This window comes from Limnohabitans sp., from assembly GCF_031539175.1.
Classification (GTDB): domain Bacteria; phylum Pseudomonadota; class Gammaproteobacteria; order Burkholderiales; family Burkholderiaceae_C; genus Limnohabitans.
The window spans coordinates 1-21,438 of the sequence record NZ_JAVKLQ010000058.1; the positions used below are offsets into that span (position 1 = coordinate 1).

Annotated in this window: 25 protein-coding genes; 12 read left to right on the plus strand and 13 right to left on the minus strand. The window is 53.1% G+C overall.

The window, feature by feature from the left end; all coding sequences use genetic code 11:
* Nucleotides 1–153 precede the first annotated feature (153 nt).
* Complete coding sequence (locus RMS95_RS10355) at nt 154–1,248, plus strand: sulfate ABC transporter ATP-binding protein (RefSeq protein WP_310645904.1); 1,095 nt, start codon at nt 154–156, stop codon at nt 1,246–1,248.
* A 9-nt stretch (nt 1,249–1,257) separates the two neighbouring features.
* Here the strand turns inward: RMS95_RS10355 and RMS95_RS10360 are convergent, their stop codons facing one another.
* The gene (locus RMS95_RS10360; protein ID WP_310645906.1) at nt 1,258–2,163 is read right to left on the minus strand and encodes a dienelactone hydrolase family protein; all 906 of its coding nucleotides are present in this window, start codon (nt 2,161–2,163) and stop codon (nt 1,258–1,260) included.
* A gap of 212 nt (nt 2,164–2,375) precedes the next feature.
* Here RMS95_RS10360 and RMS95_RS10365 point away from each other — a divergent pair, with 212 nt between their 5' ends.
* On the plus strand, nt 2,376–2,717 hold the full coding sequence (locus RMS95_RS10365; protein ID WP_310645908.1) for a carboxymuconolactone decarboxylase family protein: 342 nt from the start codon (nt 2,376–2,378) through the stop codon (nt 2,715–2,717).
* Nucleotides 2,718–2,753: 36 nt separating this feature from the next.
* Complete coding sequence (locus RMS95_RS10370) at nt 2,754–3,929, plus strand: MFS transporter (RefSeq protein ID WP_310645910.1); 1,176 nt, start codon at nt 2,754–2,756, stop codon at nt 3,927–3,929.
* On the opposite strand, the gene RMS95_RS10375 is transcribed toward RMS95_RS10370, so the two are convergent.
* From RMS95_RS10375 to RMS95_RS10390, 4 genes are all read right to left on the minus strand, one after another.
* Nucleotides 3,898–4,020, minus strand: coding sequence for a DUF3149 domain-containing protein (locus tag RMS95_RS10375; protein ID WP_310645912.1), 123 nt, complete (start codon nt 4,018–4,020; stop codon nt 3,898–3,900). The genes RMS95_RS10370 and RMS95_RS10375 overlap by 32 nt on opposite strands.
* A 75-nt stretch (nt 4,021–4,095) precedes the next feature.
* Nucleotides 4,096–4,305: a DUF2892 domain-containing protein gene (locus tag RMS95_RS10380; protein WP_310645914.1), complete on the minus strand. Its 210-nt coding sequence runs from the start codon at nt 4,303–4,305 to the stop codon at nt 4,096–4,098.
* A gap of 83 nt (nt 4,306–4,388) precedes the next feature.
* Entirely contained in the window at nt 4,389–4,952 is a 564-nt protein-coding gene (locus tag RMS95_RS10385; RefSeq protein ID WP_310645916.1) for a c-type cytochrome, read from the minus strand.
* Between the two features lie 32 nt (nt 4,953–4,984).
* Nucleotides 4,985–6,148, minus strand: coding sequence for a PQQ-dependent sugar dehydrogenase (locus RMS95_RS10390; protein WP_405023384.1), 1,164 nt, complete (start codon nt 6,146–6,148; stop codon nt 4,985–4,987).
* 332 nt (nt 6,149–6,480) lie between these two features.
* Here RMS95_RS10390 and RMS95_RS10395 point away from each other — a divergent pair, with 332 nt between their 5' ends.
* Genes RMS95_RS10395 through RMS95_RS10415 form a run of 5 tightly spaced genes read left to right on the plus strand, consistent with a single transcriptional unit; the run spans nt 6,481 to nt 13,311 of the window.
* Complete coding sequence (locus RMS95_RS10395; protein ID WP_310645919.1) at nt 6,481–7,365, plus strand: dienelactone hydrolase family protein; 885 nt, start codon at nt 6,481–6,483, stop codon at nt 7,363–7,365.
* Between the two features lie 12 nt (nt 7,366–7,377).
* Nucleotides 7,378–8,442 (plus strand): alpha/beta fold hydrolase, encoded by a 1,065-nt coding sequence (locus RMS95_RS10400; RefSeq protein ID WP_310645921.1) that lies wholly within the window; start codon nt 7,378–7,380, stop codon nt 8,440–8,442.
* A gap of 40 nt (nt 8,443–8,482) precedes the next feature.
* The gene (locus RMS95_RS10405) at nt 8,483–10,576 is read left to right on the plus strand and encodes an alpha/beta hydrolase domain-containing protein (protein ID WP_310645923.1); all 2,094 of its coding nucleotides are present in this window, start codon (nt 8,483–8,485) and stop codon (nt 10,574–10,576) included.
* A 34-nt stretch (nt 10,577–10,610) separates the two neighbouring features.
* Nucleotides 10,611–11,111: a 2Fe-2S iron-sulfur cluster-binding protein gene (locus tag RMS95_RS10410; protein WP_310645926.1), complete on the plus strand. Its 501-nt coding sequence runs from the start codon at nt 10,611–10,613 to the stop codon at nt 11,109–11,111.
* Between the two features lie 10 nt (nt 11,112–11,121).
* Nucleotides 11,122–13,311 carry a molybdopterin cofactor-binding domain-containing protein gene (locus RMS95_RS10415; protein WP_310645928.1) on the plus strand — a complete coding sequence of 730 codons (2,190 nt, stop codon included), beginning with the start codon at nt 11,122–11,124 and terminating at the stop codon, nt 13,309–13,311.
* 1 nt (nt 13,312) lies between these two features.
* On the opposite strand, the gene soxA is transcribed toward RMS95_RS10415, so the two are convergent.
* The 5 genes from soxA to RMS95_RS10440 are packed head-to-tail and all read right to left on the minus strand — an operon-like array spanning nt 13,313 to nt 16,248.
* Complete coding sequence (gene soxA / locus RMS95_RS10420; RefSeq protein ID WP_310645930.1) at nt 13,313–14,083, minus strand: sulfur oxidation c-type cytochrome SoxA; 771 nt, start codon at nt 14,081–14,083, stop codon at nt 13,313–13,315.
* Nucleotides 14,084–14,087: 4 nt separating this feature from the next.
* Nucleotides 14,088–14,429, minus strand: a complete 342-nt coding sequence (locus RMS95_RS10425) for a thiosulfate oxidation carrier complex protein SoxZ (RefSeq protein WP_310645931.1) — start codon at nt 14,427–14,429, stop codon at nt 14,088–14,090.
* Nucleotide 14,430: 1 nt separating this feature from the next.
* Nucleotides 14,431–14,871, minus strand: coding sequence for a thiosulfate oxidation carrier protein SoxY (locus RMS95_RS10430; RefSeq protein WP_310645933.1), 441 nt, complete (start codon nt 14,869–14,871; stop codon nt 14,431–14,433).
* Nucleotides 14,872–14,887: 16 nt separating this feature from the next.
* A complete protein-coding gene (locus tag RMS95_RS10435) occupies nt 14,888–15,340 on the minus strand; it encodes a c-type cytochrome (protein ID WP_310645934.1) in 453 nt (150 codons plus the stop codon).
* Nucleotides 15,337–16,248 (minus strand): DMT family transporter, encoded by a 912-nt coding sequence (locus RMS95_RS10440; protein ID WP_310645936.1) that lies wholly within the window; start codon nt 16,246–16,248, stop codon nt 15,337–15,339. Before RMS95_RS10440 ends, RMS95_RS10435 begins: the two co-directional genes overlap by 4 nt.
* A 258-nt stretch (nt 16,249–16,506) precedes the next feature.
* Here RMS95_RS10440 and RMS95_RS10445 point away from each other — a divergent pair, with 258 nt between their 5' ends.
* On the plus strand, nt 16,507–16,803 hold the full coding sequence (locus tag RMS95_RS10445) for a hypothetical protein (protein ID WP_310645938.1): 297 nt from the start codon (nt 16,507–16,509) through the stop codon (nt 16,801–16,803).
* Here the strand turns inward: RMS95_RS10445 and RMS95_RS10450 are convergent.
* Nucleotides 16,800–17,402: a DUF1080 domain-containing protein gene (locus RMS95_RS10450; RefSeq protein ID WP_310645940.1), complete on the minus strand. Its 603-nt coding sequence runs from the start codon at nt 17,400–17,402 to the stop codon at nt 16,800–16,802. The genes RMS95_RS10445 and RMS95_RS10450 overlap by 4 nt on opposite strands.
* Before the next feature lie 237 nt (nt 17,403–17,639).
* Between RMS95_RS10450 and RMS95_RS10455 the strand changes: the two genes are divergently transcribed.
* The 3 genes from RMS95_RS10455 (at nt 17,640) to RMS95_RS10465 (ending at nt 19,462) form a co-directional block, all read left to right on the plus strand.
* A complete protein-coding gene (locus RMS95_RS10455) occupies nt 17,640–18,824 on the plus strand; it encodes a site-specific integrase (protein ID WP_310645942.1) in 1,185 nt (394 codons plus the stop codon).
* A 44-nt stretch (nt 18,825–18,868) separates the two neighbouring features.
* Nucleotides 18,869–19,075, plus strand: a complete 207-nt coding sequence (locus RMS95_RS10460) for a hypothetical protein (RefSeq protein WP_310645944.1) — start codon at nt 18,869–18,871, stop codon at nt 19,073–19,075.
* A gap of 75 nt (nt 19,076–19,150) precedes the next feature.
* Complete coding sequence (locus tag RMS95_RS10465) at nt 19,151–19,462, plus strand: hypothetical protein (protein WP_310645946.1); 312 nt, start codon at nt 19,151–19,153, stop codon at nt 19,460–19,462.
* A gap of 33 nt (nt 19,463–19,495) precedes the next feature.
* Here the strand turns inward: RMS95_RS10465 and RMS95_RS10470 are convergent, their stop codons facing one another.
* Together RMS95_RS10470 and RMS95_RS10475 are read right to left on the minus strand one after the other, a co-directional pair.
* Nucleotides 19,496–20,920, minus strand: coding sequence for a hypothetical protein (locus RMS95_RS10470; RefSeq protein WP_310645948.1), 1,425 nt, complete (start codon nt 20,918–20,920; stop codon nt 19,496–19,498).
* Complete coding sequence (locus RMS95_RS10475; RefSeq protein ID WP_310645950.1) at nt 20,871–21,314, minus strand: plasmid mobilization protein; 444 nt, start codon at nt 21,312–21,314, stop codon at nt 20,871–20,873. Before RMS95_RS10475 ends, RMS95_RS10470 begins: the two co-directional genes overlap by 50 nt.
* Nucleotides 21,315–21,438: the final 124 nt, after the last annotated feature.

Below are 21,438 nucleotides of genomic sequence, written 5' to 3' on the forward strand. Positions count from 1 at the left end.
ATTTGGTATCGTTCTTCTCGGCTGAGGTGCTTGTACATTGGGCAATTTCGATTTGGCGGTTAAAGCGGCCATGATGCTCTCGCATCCTCAGCCACCTATAACCAGTTCATCTTTGTTGCACTTCGTCCTTGAATCCGCCCGAGTAAAAGAATCATGAGCATCGAAATCAGAAACATCCACAAACAGTTTGGCGACTTCCAAGCGCTGGGCAATGTAAGCCTTGACATTCACTCGGGCGAGTTGATCGCTTTGTTGGGTCCATCGGGCTGCGGCAAAACCACCTTGTTGCGCATCATCGCGGGTTTAGAAACCGCGGACGCAGGCACTATTTTGTTCAGCGGTGAAGACACCACGCATGTGCATGTGCGCGAGCGCCAAGTGGGTTTTGTGTTCCAACACTACGCCTTGTTCCGCCACATGACGGTGTTTGAAAACGTGGCCTTTGGCTTGCGCGTGAAGCCACGCAACGAGCGCCCCAGCGAAGAACAAATCAAGAAGAAGGTGCACGACTTGCTCGGCTTGGTGCAGCTCGATTGGTTGGCTGATCGCTACCCCTCACAGCTCTCAGGCGGCCAACGCCAGCGCATTGCCTTGGCACGTGCTTTGGCGGTTGAACCCAAAGTGTTGTTGCTGGACGAGCCATTTGGTGCGCTGGATGCGAAGGTGCGCAAAGAGCTGCGCCGCTGGTTGCGCCGCTTGCACGACGACTTGAATGTGACCACCATCTTTGTGACGCACGACCAAGAAGAAGCCCTCGAAGTGGCCGACCGCGTGGTGGTGATGAACAAGGGCAACATCGAACAAGTGGGCAGCCCACAAGAGGTGTGGGAACACCCCGCCAGCCCGTTTGTGTATGGCTTCTTGGGTGATGTGAACTTGTTTCATGGTCGCGCCCACGAAGGTGAAATGCACATTGGCGTGGAAGACCAAACTGTGCGCGTGGCCAGCCCCGAGCATCACGACACACAAGACGCCAAAGCCTTTGCCTATGTGCGCCCGCACGATTTGGATGTGCGTCGCTACACGTCGGGTCGAGATGACGATGGTGGCATCGTGGCGCAACTCACCCGTGCCATTGTGGTGGGGCCGATTGCACGCTTAGAGCTGGTGGCTGCGGAGGGCGATGGCACGTCAGATCAACAGATCATTGAAGCGCAAATCCCTGCATCGCAGTTCTACGAGCAGGGATTTGCAGAGGGTGAGACCTTGGTGCTCACACCGCGCAAAGCGCGGGTGTTTGTGGCCTGACGTTGTGGTTTAAACGTATCGCTTCATCCATGCCACGGCGCGCTGCCAGCCGTCGTTCGCTGGGCCTGCGGTGTAGCTGGCACGGTAGTCGGCATGAAAGGCATGTGGTGTGTCGGGGTACACCACAAATTCACACGCCTTCGCTGCTGCGTTGCCTTGTGATGCGGCTTTTGAAAGCGAGGCTTTCATGCGATCCACTGAGGCCACGGAAATGCCAGTGTCTGCTGCACCATACAAACCCAAGACGGGCGCTTTCAATGAGGCCGCCAGATCAACGGGATGCTGTGGGTTGTTCGCATTGGTTTGACCTTCCACGCGGCCATACCAAGCAACCCCTGCTTTGAGTTTGGGGTTGTGCGCTGCGTAGAGCCACGTGATACGACCACCCCAGCAAAAACCTGTGATGGCTGCTCTGTCTGGGTTGCCGCCATGCGTGGCTGCCCAAGTGAGGCATGCATCTAAGTCGTTCATCACTTGCGCGTCTGGCACTTTGGAGATCACCTCGGATTGCAACTTGGCGATTTCGCCATACATGCTTGGGTCACCTTGACGCACGAACAGTTCCGGCGCAATGGCCAAATAGCCTAACTTGGCAAAACGTCGCGTGACATCGGCGATGTATTCGTGCACCCCAAAAATTTCAGAAATCACCAACACCACAGGCAGGTTGGTTTGACCTGCTGGCGCAGAGCGGTAGGCAGGCATTTGAAACCCATTCACATTCACCATCACTTCCCCCTCGACCAAGCCTTCGCCGGATGTCTTGATCGCTGTTTGTGCCATCAACGGCATGGCAGCGGCCGCATATCCCAAGCCCAGTGCTGATTGCAAGGCCAAGCGTCGTGTTGGTTGTGAGAAGGTTGGGCCCTCATGGTTGAGCAGGGCTTGTGTGTCGTGTATGAAATCGTTGTTCATGGGTTTTCCTGAAAGGGCAAGAGACAGAAGTTGTGCGAGCTTACGCTGAATCACGGGCGATGTGAGTCATCTACAAATGAATCCCCAAAAAAATGAATGTTGACTGCTTGCCTCAGCTTTTAATATAAGTGATTAATTATTTATAGATACAATTTAGTCTCACCAATCTAGGCTAACCCAGCCGGTCTTTTAACCATTGATGAGGTATTTCGATGAGCACGTTTGACCATGCCAATTTGATTCAAGGCATCACTGAATCGCTGGGGCAATTTCGCAAGAGCCAACCTGACGCCATGCAAGGCTTTGGGCAATTGGCCAAGTCAGCCATGGCTGAAGGCGCTGTCAGCACCAAGCACAAAGAGCTGATGGCGCTCGCAATTGGCATCACGCAGCATTGCTCGGGGTGCATCGGTTTTCATGTCAAGGCGCTGCTCAAATTGGGATGCACACGTCAAGAACTTGAAGAGATGCTGGCCGTGTGTGTTTACATGGGTGGTGGCCCTGCTTTGATGTATGCGGCTGAAACACTGAAGGCTTGGGATACCCTCGCTTAAATCCGTCCCCTTTTTATTTCCTTGCCTTAGGTCACCATGAACCGTCATTTGCTTCTACTTGCGATCGCCCAAGGTCTGTTTCTCACCAACAACGTCACCTTCATTGCCATCAATGGTTTGGTGGGTTTGAGTTTGGCCCCAGTGTCATGGATGGCGACGCTGCCCGTGATGGGCTATGTGGTGGGCGGTGCGCTCAGCACGGGTTTGGTTTCCAAATCGCAGCAACGATTTGGGCGCAAGGGCTCATTTCAACTGGGGTTGCTGGTGGCGTTGCTGTCGGCGGGTTTGGGGGCTTGGGCGGTGTCGGTTCAATCGTTTTGGCTGCTGGTCACCGCCACGTTGGTGGCGGGGTATTACAGTGCGAATGCGCAGTTGTACCGCTTCGCCGCCGCAGAGCTGTGTGCTGCGGATTACCGTGAAAAGGCGGTCTCGTTGGTGATGGCGGGTGGTTTGATGGGGGCCATCATCGGTCCAAATTTGGCCATTCAAACCAAGAGCTTGATGGCCAAGCCATTTGCGGGCGCTTATGTGGCACTGGCTGCGATCGCGCTGTTGTCCATGGTCGTGGTGAGCTTGATCAAGTTTCCCGCTGTCACTGCAGGGCCCATGCATGCCGACACAGGTCGTCCCTTGAGCGTCATCATGCGACAGCCCGTGTTTGTGATCGCCACTTTGGCGGCAGCTTTGGGCTATGGCGTGATGAACTTGTTGATGGCGGCGACGCCTTTGGCCATGCAAGTGTGCAGTTTGCCGTTTGAAGACACGGCTTGGGTGCTGCAGTGGCATGTGATCGGCATGTTTGCCCCTGGGTTTTTCACTGGGCATTTGATCAAACGTTTTGGCGTGCTGACGATCATGGGTGTCGGTGTGGTGCTCAATGCCGCATGCATTGCTGTGGCGCTCTCAGGCACAGACTTGCATCAATTCTTGTTCGCTTTATTTTTGCTGGGGGTCGGTTGGAACTTTTTGTTCACAGGCAGCACCACGCTGTCGATGCAGGCCTACACAGCGGCTGAAAAAAATCGTGCCCAAGCCGCTATTAATTTCTGTGTGTTTGCCACGATGGCATTCACGTCATTTGCCTCGGGAGCTTTGGTCACCAGCCAAGGCTGGACTTGGCTCAATTGGGGTTCGTTGCTCCCTGTCGCGGTGACAGGGGCAGGTTTGTTGTGGCTCAAATTCAGGTCTTTGTCAGCCCCAAGAACATCCTGAGAAAAAAGACGCCCATGCCAATGATGAAGGCGAGGCCGATGATGCTCATCAGCCCATAGTCAGTGGTGAAAAGATCAATCCAGAGTTTCATGATGCCATCCTTGTGAAAAGAGATGGCTCATCTTGCGTCTTGTTATGCTTCAGAGGATTGATCTGTCGCAACCGCTTAGCTTTTCAGCTCTTCTTCTGTTTTTAAGGGGCAAGTGCTGAAGCCGAACAGGGTGTAAGCGCCGCAAAAGCTAAACAACCCCGTGGCTAAAACGATCACGCCGACATAACCCCAAGTGCCGATTTGCCCCGTGGCTGCTAAAACAATCGAGATCAGACCCGCCACGATCCGCAAAACGCGGTCAATGCCGCCTACGTTTGACTTCATAGTTTTCTCCAAAGTTGTAACAAATTACACCTTGGCATCATGCGCGCTCGATTGATCTAAATCAAGCGCGCATTCTTAACTTGTCAAGGCAGGCTACGGGCGTAGGCCGCCATGGCTTCGATTTCCTCGTCGGTCAAGCTGCGTGCAGCACTGGCCATGGTGCCGTCCATGTCAGCACGAGCACCAGACCGCAAGTTGCGAAGTTGGGTGACAAAGTATTCGCTGGATTGTCCAGACAACCGTGGCACATGCTTTTGGCCTTGCAGCTGCGCGCCGTGGCACGATGAGCAATATTGCTGTTGGGCAATTTGCTGACCGCGTGCAATTTGCGCAGCATCGCCGCCCGAGTGGGCTGCGGGTGCAGGTTGACGGGCGTAGTGCGCGGCGATGTCACGCATGTCTTGTTCGCTCAGTGTGGCGGCGATGGCTTCCATGCCGCTGCCTTTGCGTCGTTGGTCGCGAAACTGCAGCAGCTGATAAAAAATCGACAGCTGAGGTTGCGCGGCCAAGTGGGGTGTGCCTGGGATGGTCGACACACCGTTCTCTCCATGGCAAGCCGCGCAGAGCTGCGCTTTGGCTTGCCCCGCCACAGCGTCAGGGGCCGCTGTGGCGTAAGAGGTGGTGAATGCTAAGAAAAAAAAGGCCATTCCAGGAATGGCCTTTGAAACGTTCGAGAACATTATTTGCTGTGTGACACGCGGAAGATGGCACCAGCGACGTCGTCAGAAACCAGCATCGAGCCGTCTTTCATGACATGCACGTCCGCGGGGCGGCCCCAGAAATCATCACCTTGAATCCAACCGGAGATGAAGACTTCTTTCTTGGTCACGTTGCCTTTGGCATCGAGCGCGACACGCACCACATCAAAACCGGTTTTCTTGGTACGGTTCCAAGAGCCGTGCTCGGCGATGAAGATGTTGTTGGTGTACTCGGCAGGGAATTGCTTGCCTGTGTAGAAGCGCATACCCAAGGCGGCGACGTGAGGGCCAATCTTTGACACGGGCTTGTCGAACTCATCGCAAGAGCGGCCTTTGCCGAAATCGATGTCCAACAGGTCACCTTGGTGGCAGAACGGATAGCCAAAGTTCATGCCTTTGCGTGTGATGCGGTTCAGCGTGTCGTTGGGCAGATCGTCGTTGACCCAATCGCGGCCGTTGTTGGTGAACCACAGCTCTTTGGTGATGGGGTGGAAGTCCATGCCCACGCTGTTACGCACGCCATGTGCCACAGTTTCCAAGATGTTGGTTTTGAGGTTCAGGCGAACAATCACAGCGTGTGTGACGGGTTGCACCGTGATGTTGGCTGGTGTGCCGATTTGGAAATACAGGTAGTTGCCATCGGGGCTCAACTTCATGAACTTCCAGCCGTGGGCCTCGTCCTTGGGCAGTGCATCAAACACGACGACGGGTGCAGGTGGGTTGTCCAAGTTGGCTTCGATGTTGTCGTAGCGAATGATGCGAGACAGCTCGGCCACATACAACGAGCCATCTTTGAATGCCACGCCGTTGGGACGGTGCAGGCCTTTGGCGATCACTTTGACATCGCGCTTGCCGTCTTTCTCAACCACGGCATACACGTTGCCGGGGAAGCGGGTGCCAACAAACAAGGTGCCGCTTGGGGTTTGCACCATTGAGCGTGCGTTAGGCATGCCAGATGCCCACAACTCGACTTTGAAGCCCGCGGGAACTTTGAGTTTGTCCGTAGGAATATCGCTGACGGGCAAGGCGGTCATGCCTGGGGGATGGGGTACCAAATTCAAGGCCGCTTGTTCAGCCGTGCGGCCTTGTGCCCAAGTGGGAGGAATGGCCGCAGCAGCGGGCGCAGCAGCAGGCGCTTGCGCCATGGCCAAGGTACTCAGGGCCATGCCCAGTGTGAGGGTGGCACTTTGCAGAGTGCGATTTAAGCGGGTCAGTTTCACGAAGGTCTCCTTTTAGTGAGCCGGATTAAAGCTGAAATTTCCAGCGATCGAGTCGCCAAGGCGATTGGCACTGCTGCTGGCTTGGGTTTTGTTTGCCACCTGCGCGACACAGCGTGGCTGGGGGCCGCCTTAGAGTCGCGCGATCTCTACTGCAGGAGCTTTCCATGACGCGTTGTTGCTTGTCTCGTCTCAAACAGGTTTTGACATCTTTGATGCTGGTTTTACCTTTATGGAGTGGTGCACAGAACAGTGTCAATTTGCCCTCTCGCATAGAGCTTCACCCCATTCAAAGCACCACCTTGACGGGGGATGAGTTTTTACGTGGCGGGCAAGCGGGCAAGCCGGTGACTTTGGCGGGTGAGTTGCGGCTGCCCGTGGGCACCACCGCCAAATATCCCGTGGTGGTCTTGGTGCATGGCAGTGGGGGTGTGAGCGGCAGCATGGACATGTGGCTGCACCAGCTCAACCAATCAGGCATAGCCACCTTTGTGATCGATACCTTTTCGGGGCGAGGCATTGTGAGTACGGTGCAAGACCAAACCCAGCTGCACAGTTTGGCCATGATGGTGGACGCCTACCGTGCGCTGGACATGCTCGCCAAGCACCCGCGCATTGATGCCAAAAAAATCTCGGTGATGGGATTTTCCAAGGGGGCAGTCGCCTCGGTCTTCTCTGCCTCCACCCGATTCAAAGCCATGTACGGCAGCCGTGCACAGTTTGCGGCGCACATCGGGCTTTACACCCCATGCAATACCCGCTACTTGGGAGACACCCAATTGACGGGGGCGCCGATGCGCTTTTTTCATGGCACCACCGATGACTATGTGAACGTCGCGCCATGCCGCAGTTATGTGCAGACCTTGAAGCAGCAAGGTGTGGATGTGAGCCTCACAGAATTCCCCGATACCGAGCACGGTTACGACAGCCCGTTGGCGCCCAAACGCTTGGCAGTTCCAAGCGCGCAAAGCACACGCAACTGCTATTTCACAGAAAAGTCGCCCGCCGAGTTGGTGAATGAAAAAACAGGCGCAGCCTTTAGCTACACCGACGCCTGCGTGGCGGTGGGCGCGCATGTGGGGCACAACCCAGAATCCACGGCACAGACCGTGAAAGCTGTCATCGAATTTTTGAAATCTCTTTAAAAGGTGGGGTGTATGAATCGTCACTTATCGAGCTTATTTGGCGTGGTGTTGTCTTTGCTCATGACCTGCGCGGATGCGCAAAACTTCACGAACCGCAAGGAAGGCGTTTGGTTGGCCAAAGACTTTCGCTTTCACACCGGTGAGGTAATGCCGGAGTTGAAAGTGGGCTACACCACGTTGGGCGATCCCGCGAACGAAGCGGTGGTGATCTTGCATGGCACCACCGGCACAGGCACGGGCATGTTGAACCCTGCATTTGGTGGCGAGCTGTTTGGTCCCGGCCAAGCCTTGGATGCCAGCAAATACTTCGTGATCTTGCCCGACGCCATTGGCACCGGTCGCTCCAGCAAACCATCGGATGGGTTGCGCGCTAAATTCCCGCGTTACAACTACGACGACATGGTGAATGCGCAATTTCGCCTGCTCACGGAAGGCTTGAATGTCAAGCATGTGCGCCTGATCTTGGGCAACTCGATGGGCGGCATGCAGGTGTGGCTGTGGGGCATGACGCATCCTGAATTCATGGATGTGATGGTGCCTATGGCGTCCATGCCCAGTGAGATGTCTGGGCGCAATTGGATGATGCGTCGACTGATCATCGACTCGATTCGCAACGATCCCGAATGGATGGGGGGCAACTACACCACCCAACCGCGCAGCTGGCAATTTTCCTCCGTGTTTTACGCCACCGCCACCAGTGGCGGCCATCAAGCCTTGCAACGCTTGGCCCCCACGCGCGAGAAGGCTGACCAGCTGTTGGACCAGCGCTTGAAAGCCGCGTTCCCAGGCGATGCCAATGACCACCTTTACCAATGGGACTCGTCGCGCGACTACAACCCACTTGCGCATCTCGAAAAAATCAAAGCCACGGTCTTGGCCATCAACTCTGCCGATGACGAACGTAACCCACCCGAGTTGGGTGTGATGGACAAAGTGCTCAAGCGCATACCGAATTCACGCTTGCTCTTGATTCCTGCCAGTGATCAAACTGCGGGCCACGGCACGACAGGGCAAGCCAAGTGGTGGAAAAGTGAGGTTGAGGCTTTGCTGAAAACCGCACCTCGGATGACACGCTGATCAAACAACGATGAACTTACTTTGATGTGAAGGATTGACGATGCACAAAGCTGCTTGGGTGTTGGCCTTTGGCCTTTTGGGGGCGATGCACTTCAACGCGCAAGCGCGTGTGACACGCATCGTCATTGACGAAACGCAGCCCATGCCCGCCGTGGCAGGGGTGGACATGGCCTACGAGCAAATCGCAGGTCGTGCGTTTGGTGAGTTGGATGCCCAGTTGCCCGCCAACGCCATCATTCAAGACATTGAATTGGCCAAAGACGCTGATGGCAAAGTGCGCTACATGGCGTCGTTTGTGATTTACAAACCCGTCGACTTGAAGCAAGCCAGCGGTTTGATGTGGCACGACGTGCCCAACCGTGGTCGGGTCTACCCCTTCGCGGCGCAAGAACGCGCCTTGGGCGACATTGAATTGGCCAGCGCTTGGCAGGGTGATAACGCAGGTTGGACCGCCATCAAGCCCAAGGCCTCTGTGTCAGGTATGCAGTTCTTGCAAGTGCCTGTGGCTAAGTACAAAGACGGCTCGCGCGTGACCGGATCTGTGCTCGGGCGTATCGTCAACCAATCGGGCCCTAACTCGCAGCCTTTGATCGTGCAAAACAACCCTGTGCCCTACAAGCCAATGGACTTGGACACGTCCAAAGCCACGTTGACCTCGCGCGGTGCAGAAAACATGCGTGGTGAGGTGAGCGATGAGCAAACCATCGCCGCCACCGATTGGGCTTGGGCCAAGTGCGATGCGCAACATCCGTTTCCAGGTGTGCCAGACGCCACGCAAATTTGTTTGAAAAATGGCTTTGATGCCAAACGTTTGTACCAAGTGGTCTTCACCGGTGCTGACCCTTATGTCTTGGGCGTGGGCTTTGCGGCTTGGCGCGATGTGGGTGTTTTCTTCAAACACGCACGCGCGGACGATCAAGGCACGACGAACCCGATTGCCAACACCGTCAAGCACAGCATTGGGCGTGGTGTGTCGCAGTCGGGCAACTATTTGCGCGGGTGGCTGCACTTGGGCTTTAACCAAGACGAAGCGGGCAAGCAGGTGCATGACGGTCTTTGGCCCATCATTGCTGGGCGCCGTATTGCGCTGAACTTCAGGTGGGCACAGCCCGATGGTGTGTTGGAGTTGTACCAGGCGGGCAGTGAGGGGCCACAGTGGTGGCTGCCTCACCCCGACACGGTGCGTGGTCTGCCCTCGGCTGGCATCTTGGACCGGTGTACCCGCACGCAAACCTGTCCCAAAATTGTGGAGCACTTTGGTTCTGCCGAGGTCTGGGCTTTGAAGCTCACGCCCGAGTGGGTGGGCACAGACGGCAAGCAAGATTTGCCTTTGCCTGCCAACGTCAAGCGTTACTACATTGCCAGTAGCAACCACGGCGGTGGTGCGGGCGGATTCGACACCAGCTTGCCGGGGGTCGGTTTACCCAAGAGCGGCCCTATCTGCCCTGGCAATAACTTTGGCCAAGGTGTGTTGCCTGCCAACCCCGTGCCGCACACGCAAACAGTGAATGCTTTGCGCGTGCATTTCCGCAATTGGGTGATGAAGGGCACAGAGCCTCCGGCCAGTCGCTATCCGACCTTGGCACGTGGCGAATTGGCGTTGGCCAGCAAAGACGCGTTGGGCTATCCCCGTTTACCAGGTCTGCGTGCGACCGTTCCCGAGCGTGACTTCATCATGCCCGTGCACGACTACGACTGGGGTCCCGATTTCAAGGCCTTGGATGGTTCGGGTGTGCCGACGTTTGCACCGCCTCGCATCAAGCAAGTGTTGACGATGTTGGCCCCCAAGGTTGACGCGGATGGCAATGAGCGTGGTGGTGTGCCCGTGGTGTTGCTCGATGCCCCTTTGGGCACTTATTTGGGATGGAACGTCACCGCCGATGGTGACAAGCCTTTCCACAAGAACGAGATTTGCAATTACGTCGGTGGCATGGTGCCGTTCGCGCGCACGGCGCAAGAGCGTCAGGCCAACCAAGACGTGCGACCTTCTTTGCAAGAACGCTATGGCTCGCACGAGGGCTATGTGCAAGCGGTGCGCAAAGCCGCTGAGCGCGCCATGAAAGAGGGCTTTTTATTGCCTGAAGACGCCCAATCGCTGATTCAAGCGGCCGACGCGAGCGCAGTGCTGCGCTGATCGAACACCATGTATTTGAAATAAGGAGACAGCTATGAAATTGAACGTGAACGGAACCGTCCGCAACTTGGACGTTGAACCCCAAATGCCTTTGCTCTGGGCCTTGCGTGAAGAGCTTGGATTGACGGGGACCAAATACGGTTGCGGTGTTGCACAGTGCGGCGCTTGTACGGTGCATCTGAATGGTCAACCTGCGCGTTCGTGCTCGATCCCTGTCTCGGCCGTGGGTCAGATGAAAGTCATCACCGTCGAGGGCTTGTCGAAGAACGCCACGCATGCGGTTCAAAAAGCGTGGACCGAGTTGGATGTGCCGCAATGCGGCTATTGCCAATCGGGGCAAGTCATGGCGGCGGCGGCGTTGCTGGCGCGTATTCCCAAACCGACCGATGCCGACATCGACGAAGCCATGAACAACATCTGCCGTTGCGGCACTTACCAACGCATTCGCGACGCCATTCATGTGGCGGCAGGACAGGCGAAGTTGGGCGACGTTTTGGCGTCTTATGAAACCGTCAACACCGATCAACTGGCTTGAGGAGCACACCATGACACAGATCAACACCTCACGCCGTTCTTTTTTGATGGGCACAGCCACGCTGGGCGGCGGCTTGGCTTTGGGCCTGAGCTTTGCCCCTGAGGCGATGGCGCAAGCAGCCTACACCACCTTGACGCCCAATGAAATCAACCTATGGGTGGTGGTCAAGCCCGATGACACTTGCGTGATTCGCATTGCCCGCTCTGAGATGGGTCAAGGCACCCGTACCGGTTTGGCGCAACTGGTGGCGGAAGAGCTGGATTGCGATTGGTCCAAGGTGACCACAGAAATGCCAACGCCGGGCCAAAGCTTGGCCCGCAAGCGCGCATGGGGCGACATGTCGACAGGCGGTAGCCGTGGCATTCGGACCTCACACGACTATGTGCGCCGAGGCGGCGCAGCAGCACGCCTGATGCTGATGCAAGCAGCCGCCAACCGTTGGAATGTGCCTGTGACGGAGTTGATGACCAAAGAGGGTGTCATCCATCACGCCTTGTCGGGACGCAGCCTGAGTTACGGCAAAGTCGCCGACGATGCCGCCAAGCTCACGCCGCCAGACGCCAAAGCCTTGGTGCTCAAAAAGCCCAGCCAGTGGCGAATCGCGGGTAAGTCCATGCGTCGCTTGGACACCGCAGACAAAGTCGATGGCCGTAAAACCTTCAGCATCGATTTGCAATTGCCGGGCATGTTGAATGCGTCGGTCAAACAGAGCCCCGTGTTTGGTGGCAAGTTGGTGAGTTACGACGAAAGCAAGATTGCGAAGATGCGTGGCGTCAAAGGCGTGGTCAAAATCAACGACAGCACCTTGGCCGTGGTGGCCGACACGTTTTGGCGCGCCAACACAGCCTTAGCGGCCCTGCCCATCGTGTGGGATGACGGGGTGAATGCCAACGCCTCCAGCGCCACGATTGATGCCATGTTGCGCGAAGGTCTCAAGGCCGAGGGCGATTTTTGGCAACGCAAAGTCGGTGACGCGCCTGCTGCCATTCAAGGGGCTGTCAAGCAAGTGGAGGCGACCTACACCAGCCCCTTCTTGGCGCATGCCACGATGGAGCCGATGAACTGCACCGTGCGTATCACCGGTGACCGTGCCGAGGCATGGGTGCCGACGCAAAGCGCCGAAGGCTCGTTGGCCGCTTTGGCGGAAGCCACGGGCTTTGCGTTGGCCAATTGCGATGTGTACAAGATGGACCTCGGTGGCGGCTTTGGCCGTCGAGGTGGGCATCAAGAGTATGTGAACCAAGCGGCGCAAGTGGCCAAGAAGTTTCCGGGCAAAGCCATCAAACTGGTGTGGAGCCGCGAAGAAGACATGACGCATGACTTTTACCGACCCATCTCGATGGCCAAGATGTCGGCAGGCATTGACGCACAAGGGCAGATGACGGGCTTTCATGTGCGTGTGGCCGGTCAGTCCCTCAATGCCTTGTTGTCGCCCATGTCGATCAAGAACAACAAGGACACGCGTCAGATGCAAGGCTTTTGGGAAGAGGCGGGCGATGCGCAGTTGGGCTACACCTTCCCCACGCTGCTGACCGAATACGTGATGCGCAACACCCATGTCCCTGTGGGGCCTTGGCGTGGCGTGAACACGAACCAAAACGGCATTTACATGGAGTGCTTCATCGAAGAGTGCGCCAAAGCAGCGGGCAAAGATCCGCTGGAGTTTCGTCGTGCCTTGATGAAGAACCACCCCAAGCATTTGGCGGTGCTCAATGCAGCCGCTGAAAAGGGCGATTGGGGCAAACCGTTGCCACCCGGTGTGTTCCGTGGCATTGCGCAATTCATGGGTTACGCCAGTTACTCGGCCGCGACGGCTGAGGTGTCGGTGTCGCCCAAGGGGGAAGTTCGCGTGCACCGCATGGTGTTTGCGTTGGACTCAGGCCATGTGGTGAACCCTGCGCAAGTGCGCGCGCAGATTGAGGGCTCGGTGGTGATGGGCTTGTCGGCCGTCTTCATGGGCGAAAACACAGTGGAGAAGGGGCGCATGAAGGAGCGTAACTTTGACACCTACCCTGTCATGCGCATGCAGCACACGCCGAAGGTGGAAACCGTGTTGGTGCCGAGCGGCGACTTCTGGGGCGGTGTGGGTGAACCTACGATTTGCGTGGTGGGCCCTGCGGTGCTCAACGCTATTTATGCCGCCACAGGCAAGGCGCCGCGTGATTTGCCCTTGCGCAACCACGGTTTGACGCTGGTCTAACTCAGCGTCGAATGGAGGGGCCGTCTAGCGGCATGCCGTTGGCGCGCACCTTCAAGTAGAGCTCCAGTTGGCGCAGTTCTGTGCTGCCTGGGGCGGGTACTTGCGCTTGCACACCGGAGTAGCAAGCGCGCAAACGACGGTCGATGCCGCCCAGTGTTTGCCAATTCAAGCGGTAAATGGGAAAGCCCGTAGGGTGCGCTGGGCTGATCACCTCAGCGCGCAACTGCGTGCCGACTTTGCCATCGTGGCAGTGCACACACGCCAAGTTCATACGGCCTAGGCGTGTGGCATAACGTTGGGTGCCTTGGGTCAACGCCGCTTGCCAAGCAACTAGGGCTTCTGGCGCATTCGTGGGCGGTTGAACGTCGACGGGCAGGCCTTGGGCTTGTGTGTGTAGCCATGTGCTGAGCGACAAGGTGTCGGCATCTTCCAAACTTTTGGCGGGATGCTCTGTGCGCTGGCGGCAGGCATTGATTTGATCTTCCAAGTTGCGCAACTGATGCATGCCGTTGATGGCGACCAACTTTGGGTAATGCGTGGCCACGTCTTTCATGGCCTCAGTTTTAGGGTGACAACCCGTGCACTGCGCAGACCAAAGCGCTTGGCCTTGGTCACGCCATAGGCTGATTGGGTTGGTGTCGGGGTCGCGTTGCATGGCTTGCAACTGCGGCGTTAAAAACAGCAGGCCACTTTGCCTTGTTTGGGCGTTGCCTACCCCCAGCACCACGAACAGGGTCAAAAGAGCTGAGAGGTGAAGTCGCCAGACACGCATGGGCTTATTCGTAAACCAAGAGTTTGCGCATGCTGCCGCTGCGGCCTTGGTCATCCATCCAAGTGACCACCAAGGTCCCACCTTCGGGCGGTAAGGTGAGCGGGAAAAACAGCATGGGGTTGGCTGACATGCCCGTGCCCAGGGTGGCTTCAAAAATCAGTGTTTGGTTGAGCTTGATGGTGAGGGTTTCCAAAATGTTTTTGGGCACTCGAACGCCTGAGCTGTCGTGCCTGAACCCCGTTTCCATGTCGTGCCCCAGCATGAGTCGAACTTCGACGTCGCTGTGTGCACGCATAGGGCCAGCCAAAGTCAGTCGCACGGGAATTTGAAGTGATGGGTTTGCCATGTCAGGTCTCGTCAAAACAGGCGGTAGCCGTCACGATGATGGGCGACGCTTTGCCCAGCTGCTGGCCATCATCAAGTGTGGCGATGACCCACACCTCTTGCGTCATCGCCAAACGGATGCGGGTGCTTAAGCGGTAGCGGGCTTGAGGTTGTTGTAGCTTGAGGCGCAAGATGAGTGGGTTGGGATTTTCTGGTGCAACGATGTCAAAGTTTTGAATACGTCGGCCTGGTGGCGCTTGTATCGCGAGTTGCAGGGGAATGGCGTTGCTGTTATCAGACAGTGGCGGTAGATCGATGGTCATGCCTTGCTCGGACAGCCCACGCGATTTCAGATGCGCTTGTGTCAAATCCTCGGCTTGGGCGGACTTTGTCACACACAGGCTGGCGCTGATGGCAGCCAGTTGCATCAAATGTTGTCGGCGCTGAATAGGCGGGTTTCGCATCGTGCGTGTGTCTGGTTTATCGCAAAGTGCTGAGCGCTGCTGCCACCGCTTGGCGTTGCTCGAGGGTGAGTAAGGGGCGCGAGGCGTTGGGTTGGTTCAGTCCATCTAAGCTGCCGTAGGGCGGCATCAAGGTGTCGGGCTTGATTTTGCGAGCATCGGTGACCCATTGCAAAAGTTCTGTCTTGTTGTAGCGAGTGCCTACGCCGTCTAGGACGGGGCCGAAATTGCCTTGTTGGCCGAGCTCTTTGTGGCGTTGCGTTTGATCGCGCCAGTCGTTCAGCGTGTGGCACGTCAAACAATTGCCTTCTTGGCGATTGAGCATGATGTTGAAGCCGCTTTCAATGTCGGAGGCGATGTGTTGCTGGGCTTGTTGCTGTGTTTGCGCCTGCAACGTGCTGTTTGCCAGCAGCAGACAGATCCCCCCTCTGATGGCCCAGAGGCGTGGGAGCGTACCAAGACGCAGCGTCATCGCTTACGTAGCCCCAAAAACATCACTGTGGCGACCACCAGCAAACCGCCGATCACTTGAACCGGAGCAATGGCTTGGTCCAGCATGATCCACGCCAGTACCAAGGCAAATACGGGCTCTACATTCATGATGGCAGAGTTGCCCACCACGCCCAAGCGTGGCAGCACGGTGAACATGATGGTGAATGCTGTGCCGTACAGAAAGGTCAAAGCGGCCAAGCCCCACCAACCCGCTGAGGCTGTGGGCAAATGAAGCCCGCCTTGCGCAAGGACGACACTGCTGCTGAGTAAAAACACCAAGCTCATGGTGCTGAAGGTTCGCAGTCGACCGTCTAAATCGCCCGCTTCGTGCTGCGTGAATACCAAAGCCAAGCCAAATGTGGCTGCTGCGGCGAGGGCAAATGCCACACCGATTCCAATGGCTGCCCATTGCGCTTGCGCGCCAAGACCTGAGGCTGCGCCCAGTACGTCGAGTGCAAGGGCCAAGCCCAAGAGCATGACAGGCATGGTGCGCAACAACGTAGGGTCGGCTTTGTGTCCATAGACGAGGCGAGCCCAGAGGGCTGTCCACAAAGGGTAGGTGTTGAAAGCGAGTAGGGCCAAGGCGACGGGCAAACGTGCCACTGACGAGTACAGACAGAGGCTTTGTATGCCCACGAGCAGCCCCACGGCGAGCAAGCCGCGTTTGTGTCGCCCTGTCAAACGCATGGACACGCGGTGATGCCACAGCAAGCAGGCCACCACGATGGCTGTGATGCCGCTGCGTACGCTGACTGCAGTGGCAACGTCTACCCCGTTTTGAAAAGCAAAGCGAGCCGCCACATGGTTGGAGCCCATCATCAAAGCGATGAGTAACAGCGTGGCGAAGGCTGTGGCAGAGAGTCGAGTTCTAGGGGCTGTGGCGGTCATGTTTTCAGCATAAGGCAAGCGTTGCCGCTGCAACGTCGCCACCGTGTCTTGCGTCGCTGGTGGCAACCATTTTGTGATCAGGGTTTACGCGTAACCATATACGCCAATTGGCGTATATGCTAAGATCAACAATAAAAAATACGGGGTCAGAAAATTTGTGAAATTCCCAGTTTTAACAGTTGAGGCCTCCTCTTGAAAACCTCTTACTTACGCTACCTCCAGTTGATCGAGGCTTTGAATACAGAGCCCTCGAGCAAAATGTCTGATATTGATCCGCTTGCAAAACAGCTGCTGGATAAGATTTTGTTGCGCCACACACAAGATAACCCCATGACGGTGAGCAATGCCATGGAGTTGTCCTGCATTGCGTCTCCCGCGACGATTCAACGCAAACTGGACTTGCTCCGTGAAGCTGGTTTGATCGAGCAAGTGTTCAAAGGTAAAAACCGTCGTACCAAATACTTGGTGACCACGGCTTTGTCTGAGCAGTATTTCAAAGAATTGAGCGATGCGATGGCGCAAGCCGTCGCACAACCTGATTTGATGGCCGCTTAAATCGGCCGCGTTAATACTTTTCTGAACTTCACAATGCCACTGCCAAACTGTAGCGCCAAATAGCCGCTGCTCAGTTTGTTGTCAATCGCATCCGCTGTCACGACACCGTTCAACTTGACAGTTAAGTGATTATTTTTAGCTTGGATTTCCAGGGTGTTCCATTGCCCGCCAGCCTTAGGCATTGGTGAGACTTTGGCAACATCCACAATCGCACCTGTGCCGTAGCTTGGATCGGGGCGTGTGTCCCACACATTAATTTCATAGCAGTTGTCAGCGCCAATTTTTTGGGCGTCTTGGCAGCGAATAAAGATTCCGCTGTTGGTTTGTGTATCCACCCAGAGTTCTGCGTAAATCTCTTGGTCGGCGAACGTTTGCTTGCTGACGAGGTAACTGGGGGCTTTGCCGCGCAATAGATCCGCTTGAATGGCACCATCTTGCAGGCGCCAATTGGCATCACCCACCAGGGTCCAACCATTGAGGTTGCTGTGGTTGTCAAAGAGTGCTGTCCAGCCTTGCGCAGGTGGCGCCATTTGGGCACAGGCGGCTAAACAAAGGCTCGCAAAGGGGGCTGCCAAGCGTGTCAGGGCGTTGAGTTTCATTGTGGCTCCAGTGTGTGATGTTTTTGACACTGGAAGGGTAGGCCTGAAATGCGACTAGGGCTGTCGCAGACTTGCTAGTGAGTTTCAAGTCATGGTGCCTCCGACGGGAATCGAACCCATATCTACACCTTAGGAGGGAACAATAACAAGTTGAAAAAGTCATTGTACAGCAACCACTTACGTGTTCTTAGTACGCTATCCTAGCCACAATGTTCCAAATTTGTTCCAAGTTCCAACTTGGACGTTCTAAAAGGAGTGGTGAAGATGGCGGGGAAGTTGATCACTGAACGTGTGGGTGTCAATGGCGATGTGTCGTTCTTGGTACGTGTGCGCGAAGCTGGTGTTGCGGTAAGCAAGACCTACAAGACCAAAAAAGAAGCTGAAAAATTCATTCGTGAAGTCAAGTCAAAAATTGATCGTGGTGAGTCGGTAGACATCACCAAAATCAAGAAACTGACTTTGGCTCAGATTTTCACCGAATATTTAAAGCACAACACTGTTGCCGATGGCAAACGGTATGACCTTGAAAAATTGAAGTTGGAGATTGGAAAAGTTCCGCTTGGAAATTTCAAGTCTGGAACGTTTGCTCTATACCTGAAAACCAAACTAGAACAAAAAGTTCCAGATCAAGCGACTAAAAAGAAGCCTAGTCCGCTTTATGCTGGTCATAAAATTCTGGATGTAAAAACTGGTGAGATGGTCACAAAGACCTACAGCGAAAGCACTATCAGGAAGCTTTATTACGCTATCAAAACTTCTTTGGCGTGGCACGCCAAGCACCACGATTACATGTTTGACCGTAAGCCATTTGATGAGAATTCGCCACCCAAAGCATGGATTCCAAGGGATCGGATTCTTGAAGCTGGTGAATTAGATAGCTTGATGGCTGCTACAGAAAAAATGTATGTGAAGCGCGAAGAGTTGCGGTGTCTTATTCTTTGGCAATATTATTCGTGTATGCGTGCTGGTGAAAGTCTTCTTATCAAGTGGAGTGAAATTCATTTGGATGAAAAAAATCCAAGTCACTCATACATTTTTGTTCCCAAAGAGAACACAAAAATTGCTGATAAAAAGAATGCCGAAGATCGGAAGGTTCCACTAAGGCCAGAGTTCTACCACTTCATTAAAGACAGGCTTATGAAGTTGAAGAAAGATGGTCAATCGTTGGTGTTTGGTGACTATTGGAAAAGTAGTTCTGTTCTTGCTGCTCGGTTCAAAGTCATCTGCAAAAATGCCAAAGTTACAAACTTCAAAATTCACGACTTAAGGCATTGTGCTGTTAGCTGGTATTTTGTGAATACAAATTTGACTGACATTGAAATTAGCAAAATTTCAGGCCATATTGAGTTAGGGACTTTGAAACGATATGCCACTTTAAGGCATAGTGACATTGGCGCAAAACTTTGGGCTACTGCTAGTTGACTTTCAACTTATACCAATTATTTTTGGTAAAAGATGGAGGATTTATGCTTGCAGAAATAAGAGATATAACACAGGTAATTTTCAACCTTTGCGGAATTGCCGCTTTTATATTCATAATAATGACTGTTTTTGTTAACTGGAAAGATGATAGAAAACGCCAGTTGAAAAAAATAATTGAAGAGGTAATTGAAGAAAAGAAAAAAGGCGATGCAATAGATGATGACGATAATGTCTTCCGTGATTACAAATAGAGAAAGCACCTTCGGGTGCTTTTTTGTTGACATGAATTCTGCATTTCGTATGCTGCTATAGGATACGGAGAAAAAATGAAGAAGAAAAGAAATGGAAAATATAAAGTAAGCGATAGAACTATTTGGTACAAGGATGGCGTTCCACATAGGGAGGATGGGCCGGCTATTGAATCAAGTTATAGTAGTGAGTGGTATTTTAATGGAAAGCTTCATCGTGAAGATGGTCCTGCAATTGAGTTTCCTTTTGATAAATCTAAACGTTGGTTTATACATGGCGTTGAAATGACAGAAGTAGAACTTAACTATTGGCTTGAAAAAAAGTATCTTAATGAAAAGCTGAATATTGCGTTAGATCCAAGGTCAAAAGAAAAGACAAAGAAAATATAAGCATCTTTGGGTGCTTTTTTATTGACCAAATATTCAATACTTTTTCTTGATGCCACTAAATCGCTCTGACTCTTTGAGCTTTCTAATGCGATCAGCTTCCACTGCTGCACCAATCTGCTGTTCAAGTTTCATTGCTCTAACTTTTAAAGATGCTACTTTGGCTGGATCTTTAGCATTGGCAATTTGATTTCTCAAATCAGACAATTGAGCCTGAAGATTTCCAATAGAAGAATCTGAACTGCTACCCATTGAAGTTGATCCAGAAGAACCACTATTTTTAGATGGTGAATCTTTCGTTGCTGGTTTACCGGCTGTAGGTGGCTTCTGAGCGATTACAGGAGGTTGCTTAGATGATGTGCTGGTCAATGGCGCTTGAGCCTGTGTAGGGGCCTTCTGTGGTGTCTGCTGAACCTCTTTCACTGGTGCAGTCTGTTTGACAATTGCTTTATCTCCATATAAACGGTTACTGTTACTTCTTCCAGTCATGGGAGTAGCAATCAATTTTTGATTGAATGCCTTTCTGGAGTTAGTCAATCGTGCCAAAGTTAAACGTACCTTTTGAAAGTCAGAATCATTTAGCTGCTTTCTATAAGGCGCATTTTTTGTGGCAGACTCAATTTTCAACTTCTGAAAATCGGCACCATGTTCATAAACTGGACCTTTTAAACGAAAAGCTTTTTGTGATCCGTGAATTTTAAGTGATACAAACTTATCGTTCACTCTGGTAATTTCTCCAAAATTTTCCAAGTAATCAAACAACTGCTGTCTACTGGAAATTTTTCCTTGGTGAATTTGATAGGCAACATTTGCACTAATATCGTCCTTATCTGGCTTCGTGGCTCTAATTTGCTTTGCAAGTTTTGAATCTGAGTAAGGCAAAACTTTAGTTTCAAATTTTGAACATGATGCTTTAAGTGGATCACGAACTACCTGATCAAAACCAAGAAGATGATTCCAGTTTGCATCAAATGCGTCCTTAAAATCTTCCTTTTCTTTACCTGGTGGAAAGGGATTAATTCTTTTTCCAGTGGTTAGCTCAGTCAACGGAATTATGTAGTTCAACTCAATACGGCCACGTTTATCTTGGTGAATGTTCCAGAAGTCTACAAAATTAACTCCATGTTCAAGACCTGCCATGAAAGTTGAACGGAATGATTTAACGACTTCCATAAGTTGACTATCACTTGGACATTCATTAGCTTCAAAAGCTAAAGTTCCAGAAACATACTTATGCTTTCTGTCTATAGTTTCACAAACAGCAAGACAATCATTTTCACTTCCGGTGAAAAATCTAGGCTTAGGTTTTCTCTCCACGCCTTTATGATCGTGGTCACTTTTTAGATAGTTAATCGCTTCTTGAACAGAGTTCGTGCGGTGTCCTTGAACAACGTTGATCACAAAACAAGCCTTAGATTTTTTTCTTTGGAGTAAAAATATCTTTGATTTCTTGAATGGCAAGCAATGTATTTTTCAATTCTTCTACAAGTAATTTTGTTTCTTGTTTTGTGAACTCTGCTTTCACGCTTAACTGTTTTGCAATCTGATTTAAATTTTTGCCTTGCTTATTTAGCTCCGCAATATATTTAGCAGCAAGAATCCTATCATCTCTTTTTTTTTCGAAATGTAGAGTAATTTGATGTTCGGTGCCGCCAAATAATCTGTATCTAGCAAACTTGGCCATTGAATTAAAATCGGTTTCTCTCCACTTGTCTTTGAGACTGTCATACTCAAATGGTGATAAATTGACTTCAAGAACTTTGGTTCTTTTTAGTCTTGAATCATCATCGGCGCCAGCTTGACCGGGGTGCAGTTTGATTTCTGCTGTTGTGTTTTTATTGCTAGGCGGATTCAAGGACGAAGTGCAACAAAGATGAACTGGTTATAGGTGGCTGAGGATGCGAGAGCATCATGGCCGCTTTAACCGCCAAATCGAAATTGCCCAATGTACAAGCACCTCAGCCGAGAAGAACGATACC